The 14,315-nt window shown below is 60.3% G+C and carries 15 protein-coding genes and 1 pseudogene; 4 read left to right on the forward strand and 12 right to left on the reverse strand.

Features of this window, described 5'->3' with window-relative positions; translation table 11 throughout:
• Nucleotides 1–42 precede the first annotated feature (42 nt).
• A complete protein-coding gene (locus AC1D06_RS19780; RefSeq protein WP_477987562.1) occupies nt 43–1,926 on the forward strand; it encodes an ABCB family ABC transporter ATP-binding protein/permease in 1,884 nt (627 codons plus the stop codon).
• A 149-nt stretch (nt 1,927–2,075) separates the two neighbouring features.
• On the opposite strand, the gene AC1D06_RS19785 is transcribed toward AC1D06_RS19780, so the two are convergent.
• Nucleotides 2,076–2,870 (reverse strand): class I SAM-dependent methyltransferase, encoded by a 795-nt coding sequence (locus tag AC1D06_RS19785; RefSeq protein ID WP_477987564.1) that lies wholly within the window; start codon nt 2,868–2,870, stop codon nt 2,076–2,078.
• Nucleotides 2,871–3,248: 378 nt separating this feature from the next.
• Here AC1D06_RS19785 and AC1D06_RS19790 point away from each other — a divergent pair, with 378 nt between their 5' ends.
• The gene (locus AC1D06_RS19790) at nt 3,249–3,575 is read left to right on the forward strand and encodes a flagellar basal body rod C-terminal domain-containing protein (protein ID WP_477987566.1); all 327 of its coding nucleotides are present in this window, start codon (nt 3,249–3,251) and stop codon (nt 3,573–3,575) included.
• Between the two features lie 15 nt (nt 3,576–3,590).
• Here AC1D06_RS19790 and sufA read toward each other — a convergent pair whose 3' ends face one another.
• The 9 genes from sufA to AC1D06_RS19835 all read right to left on the reverse strand — a co-directional run bounded on the left by sufA (nt 3,591) and on the right by AC1D06_RS19835 (nt 11,378).
• A complete protein-coding gene (gene sufA / locus AC1D06_RS19795) occupies nt 3,591–3,983 on the reverse strand; it encodes a Fe-S cluster assembly scaffold SufA (RefSeq protein WP_477987568.1) in 393 nt (130 codons plus the stop codon).
• Nucleotides 3,984–4,113: 130 nt separating this feature from the next.
• Nucleotides 4,114–4,491 (reverse strand): SUF system Fe-S cluster assembly protein, encoded by a 378-nt coding sequence (locus tag AC1D06_RS19800; protein WP_477876657.1) that lies wholly within the window; start codon nt 4,489–4,491, stop codon nt 4,114–4,116.
• A 12-nt stretch (nt 4,492–4,503) separates the two neighbouring features.
• Complete coding sequence (locus AC1D06_RS19805) at nt 4,504–5,736, reverse strand: cysteine desulfurase (protein WP_477876658.1); 1,233 nt, start codon at nt 5,734–5,736, stop codon at nt 4,504–4,506.
• Between the two features lie 105 nt (nt 5,737–5,841).
• Nucleotides 5,842–7,116 carry a Fe-S cluster assembly protein SufD gene (gene sufD, locus AC1D06_RS19810; protein WP_477987569.1) on the reverse strand — a complete coding sequence of 425 codons (1,275 nt, stop codon included), beginning with the start codon at nt 7,114–7,116 and terminating at the stop codon, nt 5,842–5,844.
• Nucleotides 7,117–7,872 (reverse strand): Fe-S cluster assembly ATPase SufC, encoded by a 756-nt coding sequence (sufC, locus tag AC1D06_RS19815; RefSeq protein ID WP_477876660.1) that lies wholly within the window; start codon nt 7,870–7,872, stop codon nt 7,117–7,119.
• Between the two features lie 59 nt (nt 7,873–7,931).
• Nucleotides 7,932–8,288, reverse strand: coding sequence for an RNA-binding protein (locus tag AC1D06_RS19820; protein WP_477987570.1), 357 nt, complete (start codon nt 8,286–8,288; stop codon nt 7,932–7,934).
• Between the two features lie 13 nt (nt 8,289–8,301).
• Entirely contained in the window at nt 8,302–8,586 is a 285-nt protein-coding gene (locus AC1D06_RS19825) for a hypothetical protein (RefSeq protein ID WP_477987571.1), read from the reverse strand.
• Between the two features lie 5 nt (nt 8,587–8,591).
• A complete protein-coding gene (gene sufB, locus AC1D06_RS19830; protein ID WP_477876663.1) occupies nt 8,592–10,061 on the reverse strand; it encodes a Fe-S cluster assembly protein SufB in 1,470 nt (489 codons plus the stop codon).
• A gap of 153 nt (nt 10,062–10,214) precedes the next feature.
• A complete protein-coding gene (locus AC1D06_RS19835; protein ID WP_477987572.1) occupies nt 10,215–11,378 on the reverse strand; it encodes a cysteine desulfurase family protein in 1,164 nt (387 codons plus the stop codon).
• A 213-nt stretch (nt 11,379–11,591) separates the two neighbouring features.
• On the opposite strand from AC1D06_RS19835, the gene AC1D06_RS19840 reads away from it, so the two are divergent.
• Both AC1D06_RS19840 and AC1D06_RS19845 read left to right on the forward strand, forming a co-directional pair.
• Nucleotides 11,592–12,269, forward strand: a complete 678-nt coding sequence (locus tag AC1D06_RS19840; protein ID WP_477876665.1) for an alpha/beta hydrolase — start codon at nt 11,592–11,594, stop codon at nt 12,267–12,269.
• Nucleotides 12,270–12,402: 133 nt separating this feature from the next.
• Nucleotides 12,403–12,561, forward strand: coding sequence for a hypothetical protein (locus AC1D06_RS19845; RefSeq protein WP_477876666.1), 159 nt, complete (start codon nt 12,403–12,405; stop codon nt 12,559–12,561).
• 54 nt (nt 12,562–12,615) lie between these two features.
• Here the strand turns inward: AC1D06_RS19845 and AC1D06_RS19850 are convergent, their stop codons facing one another.
• Complete coding sequence (locus AC1D06_RS19850; protein ID WP_477876740.1) at nt 12,616–13,143, reverse strand: GNAT family N-acetyltransferase; 528 nt, start codon at nt 13,141–13,143, stop codon at nt 12,616–12,618.
• Nucleotides 13,123–14,229, reverse strand: a pseudogene (locus AC1D06_RS19855) (anhydro-N-acetylmuramic acid kinase); the annotation flags it as partial. The pseudogene AC1D06_RS19855 and the gene AC1D06_RS19850, both read right to left, overlap by 21 nt.
• Nucleotides 14,230–14,315 lie beyond the last annotated feature (86 nt).

Genomic DNA, 14,315 nt, shown 5'->3' on the forward strand with positions numbered 1-14,315 from the left:
AGTCGGATAGCGACATTGTCGTTTCGGCAGATGGTGAGTTGAATGGCATCCGGCAAAAAGACCGTCTCAACGGAATCGGGAGGCACTCTCCAGACACTGGCCAATCTCTGGATCTATATGTGGCCGGAAGGGCGACCGGATCTCAGGATGCGGGTGATCCTCGCCCTGATCCTGCTGCTGGTCGCCAAGGTCTTCCTGCTGTCGGTTTCCTATTTCTTCAAATGGTCGACCAACGCGTTGAGCGGCGACGCCGGCAGAACCGGCGATCTCGCCTCGTTCGCCATCGGCGTGCTGTCACTGGTGGCCGCCTATAATCTCGCGCGGATCATCCAGGCCGGCTTCAACCAGCTGACGGGCTCGCTGTTTGCCCGCGTCGGCCAGCATGCCGTGCGCACGCTGGCGCTCGAAACCTTCGAGCATCTGCACCGGCTGTCGCTGCGCTTTCACATCGAACGCCGCACGGGCGGGCTTTCGCGGGTGATCGAGCGCGGCACGAAGGGCATCGAGACGATCGTCCGCGTCATCATCCTCAACACAATGCCGACGATCATCGAATTCACGCTGACGGCGGTGATCCTCACCTGGACCTATGGCCCGAGCTATTTCGCCGTCACAGCGCTGATGGTCGCGAGCTATCTCTGGTTCACCGTCAAGGCCAGCAATTGGCGGATCGACATCCACCGCAACATGAACACTGCCGATGCCGACGCCAATTCCAAGGCGATCGACTCGCTGTTGAATTTCGAGACGGTCAAGTATTTCGGCAATGAGGACATGGAGGCGCGACGCTTCGACCAGTCCATGGCCGGCTATGAGAGAGCCGCTCTCAAAGTCACGACATCGCAGGGCCTGCTGAACTTCGGCCAGATCGTCATTTTCAGCATCGGCATGCTGGCGATGATGAGCATGTCAGCGCTGGCGATCCGCACGGGAAATCAGACGGTCGGCGACTTCGTCTTCATCAATGTGCTGCTGATGCAGCTTTCGGCACCACTGCAGGTCATCGGCTTCGTCTATAACGAGGTGCGCAACGGCATCGCCAATATCGAGCAGATGTTCGACCTGCTCGACATGGATGCCGAGGTCACAGACAGGCCGGGCGCCAAGGATCTGATCGTTGCCGCCGGCGCGATTTCCTTCAAGGGCGTCCATTTTGCCTATGATCCGAACCGGCCGATCCTGAAGGGCGTATCCTTCGATGTGCCCGCGGGTCACACCGTCGCCGTCGTCGGCCCCTCCGGCGCCGGCAAGTCGACGATCTCCAGGCTGCTCTACCGCTTCTATGACGTCCAACAGGGCGCGATCACAATAGATGGCCAGGATGTCCGCGAGGTCACCCAGAAGAGCCTGCGGAGCGCCATCGGCATGGTGCCGCAGGACACCGTACTGTTCAACGACACGATTGCCTACAATATCGGTTACGGCCGCCCCTCCGCCACTCAAGGCGAGATCGAACATGCCGCCGAAGTCGCCCAGGTCGATCGCTTCATCAAATCGCTGCCGGAAGGCTACGAAGCCACGGTCGGCGAGCGCGGCCTGAAGCTCTCGGGTGGGGAGAAGCAGCGCGTCGCCATTGCCCGCACCATTTTGAAATCGCCTCCGATCCTGATCCTCGATGAAGCTACATCGGCACTCGACACGCGCACGGAGCATGAGATCCAGTCAGCTCTTGATGAAGTCTCGAGAGATCGCACAACGCTGGTAATCGCCCATCGTCTCTCGACTGTTGTGAAAGCAGACGAGATCATCGTGCTGAAGGATGGTGTCATCGCTGAGCGTGGCAAGCATGCCGAACTGCTGGTCCAGGACGGCCTCTATGCCTCCATGTGGGACCGCCAGCTCGAGGCGACAGAGGCTGAGGAGCACCTGAAGAAGGTGCGCGAAGAAAGTGATCTCGGCGCAGCCAAGAACGGCATGGCACGATAAATCCACCAACCACCGTAGAATTGACGGCCAAGACGAGGTCGAGCCGTGACGGCGAGATCAGGCGGCCATCAAAAGAATGGAAGCGCCGGGCCAAAGGCACCGGCGCTCCAAAACCGAGTATCACAAGGGGGTACGAGGGCTACTCGGCCTTAGGCGGGCTTTTCCGCAAATACGTGAACGTACTGCGTTGATCCCGAGGCCTGCCCGCCGACCTCGGCACCGTGTTCGTCAAAAATCATCGGCCGAGCTGTAAAGCCGGCATTCAGCAGCTGGTTGCGGATCTGTGCGATCGTCGTCGCATAGACCATGATGCCGAAATAATGCGCATGGTGCAGCAGGATGGCGTGCTCGCCGTCACGCACCTCGTGGCGCCGCCGCTGCCTGGCTCTCAACATGCCGATGAGGTATCGGTAATACCGCAACCCAAGCTTCAATGGATTGGAGCTTGGCGGCATGACGCTGGCGCGGGACGGCGCCTGCTTGAAGCCATCCCAGTCGCGATGAAAGGTCGAGAACACAAAGGCTCCGCCCGGCGCCAGCACGCGGTTGACCTCCCTGAGGATTGCCAGCCGCCCCTGCGGATCGACGGAGTCGATGCCGTTGTAACTGAAGACGACGAGGTCGAAGCTATTGTCATCGAGCGCACGCATGTCGCGCGCATCCATGAGCTGGAAATTCAGGTGGGTATGGTTGGCGCGCGCGACTTCGACCATTTCCGGCGTATAGTCGATGCCGAGATAGGAACCGGCCCGGCCGGAGAGCAGCGCCGCAGTCCGCCCACCGCCTACGCCGATGTCGAGGAAGCGCCCGCCGCCAAAGCGGTTCAACGCCATGCCGAAGATGCGCCTTTCGCCGGCGTCGATATGGCCGTGGATATGCCGATAGCCGCGCAGCGACAGGGGAGCGCTCCAGGTCTCACGATTGATCTCTTCCATCGCATGCATTGCGGCATCTCTTGTCGAAGGAGGTTAGTTCGTTGATTGCACGGTACTCCGTTGCGATCCCCGCGCAAAATCCAGCCGCTTACGGGGCTCCGACAAGGTTAATTGCCGTGTTTCGGCCCGATTTCTGCTTTGCCGCGACACAGGCTGTGCTTTTTAGGAACGCGGGACATGTATCATCCGCGGCCGCGCCTCTCGGAGACTCTACTGACCGTCTGAGGAGGTGCGGGCTTGCCGCATTGGCATAGAGCTGCGGCATTTTGTGCTCAATCCCGTTATGGCACGGTTTTTGGAAAGCCTTAGCGACGCGTGAACCCTGCTGGTTCAGGCTTTTCTAAAACAATGAGCCTACACAGGATGTACTCAGCCAAGGACGAAGCGATGAGCATCTCGACGATCATGAACACCGCCGCTTCCGGCCTGCTGGCGCAGGACACGCTCCTCGGCGCCGTCGCAAACAACATCGCCAACCTGCAGACGCCCGGCTACGGCCGCGAGGTGACGAATTTTTCCAGTTTTTCGCCAACCGGCGTCCAGGCGACGGTCACGCAGGACACGCCAGCGACCGTCCCCGGTGCATCAGACGTGGATCCGACCACGGAAATCACCGACATGATAGAGTCGGAGGCGGGCTTCGACGCCAACGCAGCCGCTTTCGAGACCGCTGCCGATCTCTGGCAGGTTCTGGCAAGCATCAAGCGCGATTAAGGACGCCGCCAGGCGTCAGCCGGCACGGACCACAGCGTCGCCGCGCGCGGCCAAGGCAGCGAGGTCGGCTGGCTTGAGCTCGACGGATTCGCCGCAGCCGCAGGCCGAGGTCTGGTTCGGATTGGTGAATGTGAAGCCGGAACGCAAGGTCGTGGTCTCGAAGCCCATCTCGGTGCCGAGCAGATAGAGCACCGCCGCGGGCTCCACCCAGACTTTCGCGCCATCGCGCTCGATCACGTCGTCCTTGGCATTCGGCTCAGTCACCAGGTTGATGGTATATTCCATCCCGGCACAGCCGCCCTTCTTGATGCCGACGCGAATGCCCCGGGCATCTCCCGTCGAATTTCCCACGATCTCGCGGACGCGCGCCGCAGCCGTCTCCGTCATGGTCATCACTGCAAAGCCCATAGGCCCATTCTCCTTCAACGACCGGGTTCAAGGCCCGATGTTTCACGATTCCAATGTAGTCGAGCCGGGTTAACGGTTCAATAGTGTTGGATTGGAGCGGCTTCAGCCAATCGCGAGCGACAAGCTCGCCTCAATACCATCCAAGCGCAACCTGCGCCTCTTCACTCATGCGGTCAGCCGACCAGGGCGGATCAAAAGTCATGGACACGTCGACGCCCGAAACGCCTTCCACCGCACCCACTGCATTTTCCACCCAGCCCGGCATTTCGCCGGCCACGGGGCAGCCCGGCGCGGTCAGCGTCATGACGATCTTGACCATGCGGTCATCTTCGATGTCGACGCGATAGATCAGGCCGAGCTCATAGATATCAGCCGGAATTTCCGGATCGTAAACAGTCTTCAGCGCGGCGATGATGTCGTCGGTCAGCCGGTCGAGTTCCTCCGGCGCAATGGTGGATTTGATCAGCCCGTCGCGGACATCGATCTTCTCGGCTTCAGTCGTGGTCATGGCGCGGCACTTTCATGCGAAGAATTTGCGGGCATGCTCGAGAGCGTCGACCAGAACATCGACCTCGGCCCTTGTGTTGTAAAGCCCAAACGACGCCCTGCATGTGGAGGTGACGCCGAAGCGTTGCAAGAGCGGCTGCGCACAATGCGTGCCGGCCCTGACCGCCACGCCGTCACGGTCGATCACCATCGACACGTCATGGGCGTGGATGCCTTCGAGTTCGAAAGAGAAGATGCCACCCTTCCCCGGCGCATTGCCGAAGATTTTCAGCGAATTCACCGACCGGAGACGTTCCGCCGCATAGGCCGCCAGCCCGGCTTCATGTTCGGCAATCGCCGCGCGGCCGATCTTCTCCATGTAATCCAGCGCATAGCCCAACCCGATCGCCTGCACGATCGGCGGCGTGCCGGCCTCGAAACGATGCGGCGGATCATTGTAGGTGATCGCGTCGAGCGTGACTTCGCCGATCATCTCGCCACCGCCCTGGAACGGCCGCATGGAAGCGAGCCGCTCGGGTTTGCCATAGAGGACGCCGATGCCGGAGGGACCGTAGAGCTTGTGGCCGGTCATCACATACCAGTCGCAATCGATGTCGCGAACGTCGACCGGCATATGCACCGCACCCTGCGAGCCATCGATCAGCACCGGAATGCCGCGTTCGTGGGCGATGCGGCAGACCTCCTTGACATTGACCACCGTGCCCAATGCATTCGACATATGGGTGATGGCGACCAGTTTGGTCTTGTCGGTCAGGCATTTCTCGAAATCGTCGAGATGAAAAGCGCCCTCATCATCGACCGGCGCCCAGACAAGCTTGGCACCCTGCCGCTCGCGGATGAAATGCCAGGGCACGATATTGGAATGATGCTCCATGATCGACACGACGATCTCGTCGCCATCACCGATATTCGGCATGCCCCAGCCATAGGCGACCGTGTTGATCGCCTCGGTCGAATTCTTGGTGAAGACGATGTCGTCGACAGACCGCGCGTTCAGGAAGCGCCGCACTTTTTCACGCGCCGCCTCATAGGCGTCGGTCGCGGCATTGGAAAGGAAATGCAGGCCGCGATGCACATTGGCATATTCTGAGGAATAGGCATGCGCGACCGCGTCGATCACCACCTGCGGCTTCTGCGCCGAGGCGCCATTGTCGAGATAGACGAGCGGCTTGCCATAGACGGTCTTCGACAGGATGGGAAAATCCTTGCGAATCGCCTCGACATCATAGGTACCATTGGCGGACATTTTGAACCATCTTTCCGATCGCTGAGGCGGTCCCAGCAGCTGGTCGAATACGAGTATTCCTCTCCCGCATCGAACGGGAAAGGATTATGCGAGGGGCGATCCCCTTCAATCCGCGTGCTTCTCCAACCAACCCTGGATGACACCTTCCAGTGCCTCGATCAGCGCCTCGTCTTCAAGCTCTTCGACGGTTTCCTGCACGAAGGCCTGTACCAGCAGCCCCCGCGCCTTTTTCTCCGGAATGCCGCGCGAAGCGAGATAGAAGAGATGATTGTGATCGATATCGGCAACCGTGGCGCCATGGCCACAGACCACGTCGTCGGCAAAAATCTCCAGTTCCGGCTTGGTCGAAAATTCGGCCTCGTCGGAGAGCAGCAGCGTGTTGCAGGACATCTTCGCATCGGTCTTTTGCGCGCCGGGGGCGACACGGATCTGGCCCTGGAAAATACCCTTGGCACGATCGAAGACGACATTGCGCATGATCTCGGTCGACGTCGTGTTCTCGACGTTATGGCCGAGGACCAAAGTCACGTCGGTATGGCTGTCGCCGCCGAGCAGATTGATACCGCGCAGCGTCAGGTCCGAGCCTTCGCCGTCGACATCGATAAGGATTTCCTGSCGCACCAGCTTGCCGCCGGCATTGATGACGTAAAGCTTGAGCTTGGCGTCCTTGCCGAACTTCACGCGGATCTGTCCGAGATGGGTATCGGCCGGGCCTTGCTGCTGCACGATGATCCAGACGACATCAGCACCTTGCGACAGCGTGATATCACTGACCGAAGACACAAGCGCCCGATCGCCGCTCCCGGCCACATGACGCTCGATAACGGTCGCCTTGGCGCCCGCACCAAAGCCGACAGGCAGGCGGGTATTGACGAAACCGCCACCCTGCACGATCTGCAGTTCGACCGGCTTGTCGCTGTCGAAGCCATCGGGGAAATAGACGGAATAGCCGTCGCGAACGAAGCTGCCGTTCAGCCGGCCGATCAAGTCGTCCGCATCGCGGACCGCCAAGCCCTTCAGTGCCGAACCGTCGAGCAAGCTGTCGCTGTAGCGCTTCACGGTCACGCCGGCGGCCTGCACGCCCTTCTCGGCGACACCATTGACAACCGGCAGCACCGGCGCGCCCTCAACCAGTGCTGCAATCGGCGAAACGGAAACCGGCGCCTCAGCCGGCACGCCCGTCATCATCGCGCGCAGATCAGTATAATGCCAGCTTTCGCGGCGACGGGTCGGCAGGCCGGCGGACTTGATGGCGCCGATCAGCGTCGAGCGCTGCGTCGTGACGGCAGTATCACCCGGCAGCGAGCCGATCGCGCCGCCGAAGGCATCCAGCAACGCGCTTTCCGCCGCCGTCAGCTTGATGGGAGTCTGAATGGTCATTTACGCCGCCTCGCCGATGATATCGGCATAGCCATTGGCCTCGAGCTCATGCGCGAGTTCCTTGGGACCGCTCTTGATGATCTGGCCCTTGTAAAGCACATGCACCGAATCCGGCACGATATGATCGAGCAGGCGCTGGTAGTGGGTGATCACGACGATGGCGCGGTCGGGCGAACGAAGCGCATTGACGCCGTCGGAGACGATCTTCAGCGCGTCGATATCGAGACCGGAATCGGTCTCGTCGAGCACGCAAAGTTTCGGCTGCAGCAGCGCCATCTGCAGGATCTCCGCGCGCTTCTTCTCGCCGCCGGAGAAACCGACATTGAGCGGCCGGCGCAGCATATCCTGGTTGATCTGCAGATCGCTGGCGGCAGCCTTGACCAGCCGCATGAAGTCCGGCGTCGTCAATTCCGCCTCGCCGCGTGCCTTGCGCTGCTCGTTCATGGCGACCTTGAGGAACTGCATGGTGGCCACGCCCGGGATTTCAACCGGATACTGGAAAGCGAGGAAGATACCCTTGGCGGCACGCTCGGCCGGGTCGAGCTCCAGAATGCTCTCGCCATTAAACAGGATGTCGCCCTCGGTGACCTCATAATCCTCACGGCCGGAGAGAATATAGGAGAGCGTCGATTTTCCCGAGCCGTTCGGACCCATGATCGCCGCGACTTCGCCGGCCTTCACGGCGAGATTGAGGCCGCGGATGATCTCGGTGCCGTCCTCGGCGATCCGGGCATGCAGATTTCTGATTTCCAGCATTTTGTTCTTCCTGTCATATGACGAGTTTCAAGGACCCGCCTATTTGATATCCTGCGCTCTCAGCCCTCCGGCACGAAGCGCTGCGTCACCACGATCTCGCCGACGATATGCCGGTTGAACTCTTCCAATTCCTCGGCCGGGACCCACAATTCCTCATGTTCCCGACCACCGACGATCCTTCGATCGAATTTCGACACATAGGCCGCATCAACATCGAATTTCGTCACAAAGCCTTGGCGCGAGCTGACTTTGGTATTCCAATCCCTGGCGATCTGCGCCGCGTAGCCTTCATTCGTCACCGGATAGAAGATCGGCTGGTCCGGCAGCCGCGGCGGAAATGCCTTCCAGCCGCTCGCCTCGATCAACTTCAATTCTTCGGCGCCGACTGGCCGAAACGGCGTGGTCACACCGGTCATCATCCCCACCCCTTCAGTCCTCGGCCAACCTTCGCTTCCACTCTTCCAACGTCGTCGTGTAGTCCGTATGCTGCTTGCCGACGCTGTTTAAGCGCCATTGCGTTGCGCCAATCCCGGTGACGCTGGCTGCCACCCCAACCGTCCAGTGAACGAAACCGGCGAGCAGCAATCCGACAATCGCAACCGCCAGAGTGCTCACCGCGAGCTTGGCAATCATGATGTCGCCCTGCCTGMGAATCGCCCAGAACCGTCCTCGCCACACGAGAAACCATATGTGCGGCGGCAACGGATCGGTCATCGCAACTAGCCGACGCTGCCTTCCAGCGAAATGCCGATAAGCTTCTGCGCTTCCACCGCAAATTCCATCGGGAGCTGCTGGATGACATCGCGGACGAAGCCGTTGACGATCAGCGCCAGCGCTGCCTCCTCGGGAATGCCGCGCTGCATGCAGTAGAAGAGATGGTCTTCGGAAACCTTGGACGTCGTCGCTTCATGCTCTAACTGTGCCGAGGCATTCTTCGCTTCGATATAGGGAACCGTATGCGCGCCGCATTTGTCGCCGATCAGCAATGAATCGCACTGGGTGAAATTACGCGCATTCTCCGCCCGGCGATGCACCGACACCTGGCCGCGATAGGTATTGTTCGACCGACCGGCCGAAATGCCCTTGGAGATGATGCGGCTCGACGTGTTCTTGCCGAGATGCAGCATCTTGGTGCCGCTGTCGACCTGCTGATAGCCATTCGACACAGCGATCGAATAGAACTCGCCGCGAGAACCATCGCCACGCAGGATGCATGACGGATATTTCCAGGTGATCGCCGAACCGGTTTCGACCTGGGTCCAGGAGATCTTGGAATTCTTGCCGCGGCAATCGCCACGCTTGGTGACGAAATTGTAGATGCCACCCTTGCCGTTCTTGTCGCCCGGATACCAGTTCTGTACCGTCGAATATTTGATCTCGGCATCATCGAGCGCGATCAGCTCGACCACCGCCGCATGCAGCTGGTTCTCGTCACGCTGCGGCGCCGTGCAGCCTTCGAGATAGGACACATAGGCGCCCTCCTCGGCGATGATCAGCGTCCGCTCGAACTGCCCGGTATTCTTCTCGTTGATGCGGAAATAGGTGGAGAGTTCCATCGGGCAGCGCACGCCCTTCGGCACGTAGACGAACGAGCCGTCGGTAAACACGGCCGTATTCAGTGTCGCATAGAAATTGTCGGTGACCGGCACGACCGAACCGAGATATTTACGCACCAGATCCGGATGCTCGCGCAAGGCTTCCGAGATCGACATGAAGATCACACCGGCCTTCTTCAGCTCATCCTTGAACGTCGTGACCACCGAGACGGAGTCGAACACCGCATCGACGGCGATCCTGGAAGACGTGACCCCCGCCAGGATTTCCTGTTCCTTCAGCGGAATGCCGAGCTTCTCATAGGTCTTGAGCAGTTCCGGATCGACCTCGTCGAGCGACTTCGGACCCGATGCGCTCTTGGGCGCCGAATAGTAGCTGATCGCGTTGAAATCGATCTTCGGATAGTCGACGCGCGCCCAGCTCGGCTCTTCCATGGTCAGCCAGCGGCGATAGGCGTCGAGTCGCCATTCGAGCATCCAATCGGGCTCGTTCTTCTTGGCGGAAATCAGCCGGATGACGTCCTCGTTGAGGCCGGGCGCCAGCTTGTCGGATTCGATCTCTGTCTCGAACCCGTATTTGTATTGGTCCACGTCAATCGCGCGAACCTGGTCTATGGTCTCCTGGACCGCAGCCATGTCGATCTCCAATCTCGCCGGGTCAAGGCCGGCGGCTTGTTGTCTGACAGCTTCGTTGCTTGCAGTCGTGCAATGCGTTTGCTGCCTATATAGTGTTACCCGGCCGGGATTGTTATCCCGGCAAGCCGACGGAAGTTACCCAGCCGCCAGAATTCATGCCGCATGCGCCTTGGCAATACGGCCTGTAATGCGACGGAATGCCGCGATCGTGCGTTCCATATCCGTTTCCGTGGTCGAAGGCCCGATGGAAATGCGCAAAGCTCCCATGCGCGGATCGAGGCCCATGCCCTTCAGCACATGGCTTTCGCCCACCTTCCCAGACGAACAGGCCGAACCGGCAGACAGCGCCACACCTTCGAGATCGAAGGCGATTTGGCCGGTCTCGGATTTCAGGCCTTCCACAGAGAAGAAAGTGGTATTCGGCAACCGCCCGGACCAACGGCCATGGATCACCGTCTTCGGCACGATCGCCAGCATCTCGGCCTCCATCCTGTCGCGCAAGGCGGCTGTTGCCGCCGAACGTATGCCAATGCCAGACGCCGCGATCTCAGCCGCAACGCCGAACCCGGCGATCGCCGCTGCATTTTCCGTGCCCGAGCGATGGCCCTTCTCTTGCCCTCCACCGCGGATCAGCGGCACCGGCATCAACGTCTCGCCGCGCGAGATCAAGGCACCGGCCCCTTTCGGCCCGCCGATCTTATGTGACGAGACGACCAAAAAATCGGCTTCCAGCGCTTCGATATCGACCGGCAGCCGGCCGAAAGCCTGTACCGCATCGACGATCAGGATGCCGCCTTGAGCATGCACCAGCGCCGCCGCTTCGCGCACCGGCTGGATGACACCGGTTTCATTGTTCGCTAGCATCAGCGCGACCAGCGGCAGGCCCTCTGCCTTGTCATGCGCAGCCAGCATCGCTTCCAGCGCAGCCAGATCTGCGACGCCATCGGCACCGACAGGATAGACAGACATCTGTGCGGCGCCAAACCTGCCGCCCTCGAAGAAAGCCTTGTGCTCGATAGCCGAAACATAGAGCCGCCCGATGGGCAGCACTGCGCGGCCCATCCTGTAATCCGGCGTCAGCGCCAGATTGGCGGCCTCGGTGGCGCCACTGGTGAAGGTGACATGCGCCGGCTTGGTATTGAGCGCAGTCGCAATCGTTCGCCGCGCCGCTTCGATCTCCGCGCGGACAGCCCGGCCCTCGCGATGCACGGAGGACGGATTGCCCTCCATCAGCGCTACACGCAGAAATGCCTCGCGCGCTTCTTCGAGAAGCGGCGCCGTGGCATTCCAGTCCATGTAAATGCGCCTATCGACCATGCTAAAACAGCGTCCATCGCGAGATCGCCGTTGGCGAATCGCATTTTTCTTGAAATTTCGGTCTCGCCTGTCCTATGAAGCGTTCCAACGAATAGGGCGATGCCCAAAATTTCGAATGGTTCTAAACTAGCTCATAGAAAAGCTGACTGGTTTCGTCAAGACTGGAATGGCTCTTGCGAGCCGTTTTTGGAACTTTCAACACCTGGAGTGAGAATGCCTGAAGTCATCTTCAATGGTCCCGCCGGACGCCTGGAGGGCCGCTATCAGCCGTCCAAACAGAAAAGCGCCCCGATCGCGATCATTCTTCATCCGCATCCGCAATTTGGCGGAACGATGAACAATCAGATCGTCTATCAGATGTTCTACATGTTCCAGAAGCGCGGCTTCACCACGCTGCGCTTCAATTTCCGCTCGATTGGCCGCAGCCAGGGCGAATTCGACCATGGCGCCGGCGAACTCTCCGACGCCGCCTCGGCGCTCGACTGGGTGCAGAGCCTGCATCCTGATTCCAAGAGCTGTTGGGTGGCGGGCTATTCCTTCGGCTCCTGGATCGGCATGCAGCTCCTGATGCGCCGGCCGGAAATCGAAGGCTTCATCTCGGTGGCACCGCAGCCGAATGTCTACGACTTCTCCTTCCTCGCCCCCTGCCCGTCCTCCGGCCTGATCATCAACGGCGATTCCGACAAGGTGGCGCCCGAGAAGGATGTCGCCGGCCTGGTCGACAAGCTCAAGCAGCAAAAGGGCATCCTGATCACCCACAAAGTGGTTCCGGACGCCAACCACTTCTTCTCCGGCCAGATGGAAATGCTGATCGACGAATGCGGTGACTATCTCGACCGCCGGATGGCGGGCGAACTGGTGCCGGAGCCGGCGGCGAAGCGGATCAGATAGTTGCTGGGTGAGAATCGTAGTCGATACGAACGTTTTCGTTAGCGCTTGTATCGGCCGCGGTGCTGGGTCGGACCTGATCGCCGGAACTCTCGGAGATCGCCGAGCCGAGAGAGTTTCTCGAGGGACTCAGCCGATGAACGCCGTAACCTTTAATATCCCTGATGAAGTCCACGAGCAGATCGATAGGATCGCTGAAGACAAGGGCGTGACGGTCGAAACGCTTCTGAGCGAAATGACTGCCAGTGCCGTGAAAGAATTCGAAGCGCGGCAGGCTTTCCTCGAAATCGCATGACAGGGCGAAGGCGAAGTCGAGGCAGCGCTTGAATTTCTCCGCCGCTAGCTCCGCCTATTCCACCACCAACTCAAAAAACCGCGCTGGCTTGCCGTGCAAGGGCTTTATGCCCTGATCGCTCATCCCGATCCTCTCCAGCACGCGAATTGACGCGGTATTCTCCGCATAGGCGAAAGCGACGAAACGCCGTTCGGGCCGATTGGCGAAGAACCATTTCGCCAAGGCCGTCGCGATTTCCGTCGCATAGCCCTTGCCCCATTCCTCGCGCTGGATCGAATAGCCCAGTTCGAAACAACCGCTCTCGGCAAAGAACGAGAAGCCGGCCCGGCCCATGAACCTGCCGTCGTTCTTGTGGATCAGCTTGAGCTTGGTCATGCCTTGCCGTTCAAAATCGGCCAGCCAACCCTCCATGCGGTATTCTGCATAAGGCAAGGTCCATGGCAGGCCTTCGCCGACAAAGCGTCCTGTTTCCAGCGTATCGTGCAGGCGGTGGATCAGCGGCGCATCGCCTTTCTGCCAGGGAACGAGTTGCAGCCGCTCCGTTTCGACGATCACCGGCTTCGCCAGCACGCCGCCGCTCACTGGCTCGGCTACACCGGTCGTGCCGGGGAAGGTCAGCGGCAGGCCTTTCACTGCGCGAACAGCCAGATAGGCCCAGGCTTCCGCTTCCATACTGTCGCCGTTGAAGTCGAGCGCCTCAGCCGGAACGACCTTTGCGCCCTTGGCGAGTTGATCGAGATCAGCCATGATCGCAGCATTCAGTCGTCCGCCGCCGCAGACGACAATCAGTTTCGGCGGTTCTGGCAGGTGTCGCATCGACTTGACGATCGCCCCCGCCGTCACATGCGCCAATGTCCGGGCGCCGTCTTCGAGACTGGCCTCGTCCGGCTGAGGCGGCCGGAAATCGTTGCGATCTAGCGAGATACGCATATTCGACGTGAAGAACGGATGCGCCAGGTAACGGTCGGCCATTGCCGTGACCATCCTCCCACGCGAAGCAATTGCGCCTCCCTCATCGAACGCCAGTCCAGCCTGGGCCTCCACCCATTGGTCGATCAGCGTATTGCCCGGACCAGAATCGTAAGCGACGATGCAACCATCGGAACCGATATAGGTGAGATTGGAAATCCCGCCGATATTGACGAACATTGCCGGACGCCCGGCAAATTCGGCAATCCCCGCCGCCAGCGCCGCATGATAGGCCGGCACCAGCGGTGCGCCCTGCCCGCCATGGGCCATGTCGTTGGCGCGCATGTCGTAGATGACGGGAATGCCGGTTTCACGCGCAAGCAGCGGCCCATCGCCAATCTGCACCGTCAGCGCCTGATGCGGCCGGTGCAGCACCGTCTGGCCGTGAAAGCCGATAAGATCGACATCCTGATAGCCAAGCTTCTCCCTGGCGAGAAAATCCTTTACCGCTGCGGCATGCCGTAGCGTCAGCTCGCGCTCGACGTCCGCCATGTTCCCCGACCGCTGGTCGCGCTGCTCGATTGCTTTTGCGGTTTCGAGCGTTTCAGCCAGCGCCTCGCGAAATTCCGGCGGGTAGGCGACGCCGAGCGACGCCCCGCGCTCTACCCTGCCCTCCCCATCCGTCTTCAACAGCGCAACGTCGATGCCGTCCATCGACGTGCCGCTCATCAGCCCGATCGCGGTCTTCAAGTCTGCCATTGATCGATCTCATTCCAAACATTGGTCATTGAGAGGGATGCATATAGCGAAAAACTTTGCTAAAGGCGCCGTCAAATTATCCGAAG

Source organism: Rhizobium sp. P2_G2 (assembly GCF_056403555.1).

What these genes read in the sequence shown, in the direction of transcription:
- AC1D06_RS19780 (WP_477987562.1), top strand. Translation starts at nt 43, where the DNA reads ATGGCATCCGGCAAAAAGACCGTCTCAACGGAATCGGGAGGCACTCTC.
- AC1D06_RS19785 (WP_477987564.1), bottom strand. Translation starts at nt 2,870, where the DNA reads ATGCATGCGATGGAAGAGATCAATCGTGAGACCTGGAGCGCTCCCCTG.
- AC1D06_RS19790 (WP_477987566.1), top strand. Translation starts at nt 3,249, where the DNA reads ATGAGCATCTCGACGATCATGAACACCGCCGCTTCCGGCCTGCTGGCG.
- sufA (WP_477987568.1), bottom strand. Translation starts at nt 3,983, where the DNA reads ATGGGCTTTGCAGTGATGACCATGACGGAGACGGCTGCGGCGCGCGTC.
- AC1D06_RS19800 (WP_477876657.1), bottom strand. Translation starts at nt 4,491, where the DNA reads ATGACCACGACTGAAGCCGAGAAGATCGATGTCCGCGACGGGCTGATC.
- AC1D06_RS19805 (WP_477876658.1), bottom strand. Translation starts at nt 5,736, where the DNA reads ATGTCCGCCAATGGTACCTATGATGTCGAGGCGATTCGCAAGGATTTT.
- sufC (WP_477876660.1), bottom strand. Translation starts at nt 7,872, where the DNA reads ATGCTGGAAATCAGAAATCTGCATGCCCGGATCGCCGAGGACGGCACC.
- AC1D06_RS19820 (WP_477987570.1), bottom strand. Translation starts at nt 8,288, where the DNA reads ATGACCGGTGTGACCACGCCGTTTCGGCCAGTCGGCGCCGAAGAATTG.
- sufB (WP_477876663.1), bottom strand. Translation starts at nt 10,061, where the DNA reads ATGGCTGCGGTCCAGGAGACCATAGACCAGGTTCGCGCGATTGACGTG.
- AC1D06_RS19835 (WP_477987572.1), bottom strand. Translation starts at nt 11,378, where the DNA reads ATGGTCGATAGGCGCATTTACATGGACTGGAATGCCACGGCGCCGCTT.
- AC1D06_RS19840 (WP_477876665.1), top strand. Translation starts at nt 11,592, where the DNA reads ATGCCTGAAGTCATCTTCAATGGTCCCGCCGGACGCCTGGAGGGCCGC.
- AC1D06_RS19845 (WP_477876666.1), top strand. Translation starts at nt 12,403, where the DNA reads ATGAACGCCGTAACCTTTAATATCCCTGATGAAGTCCACGAGCAGATC.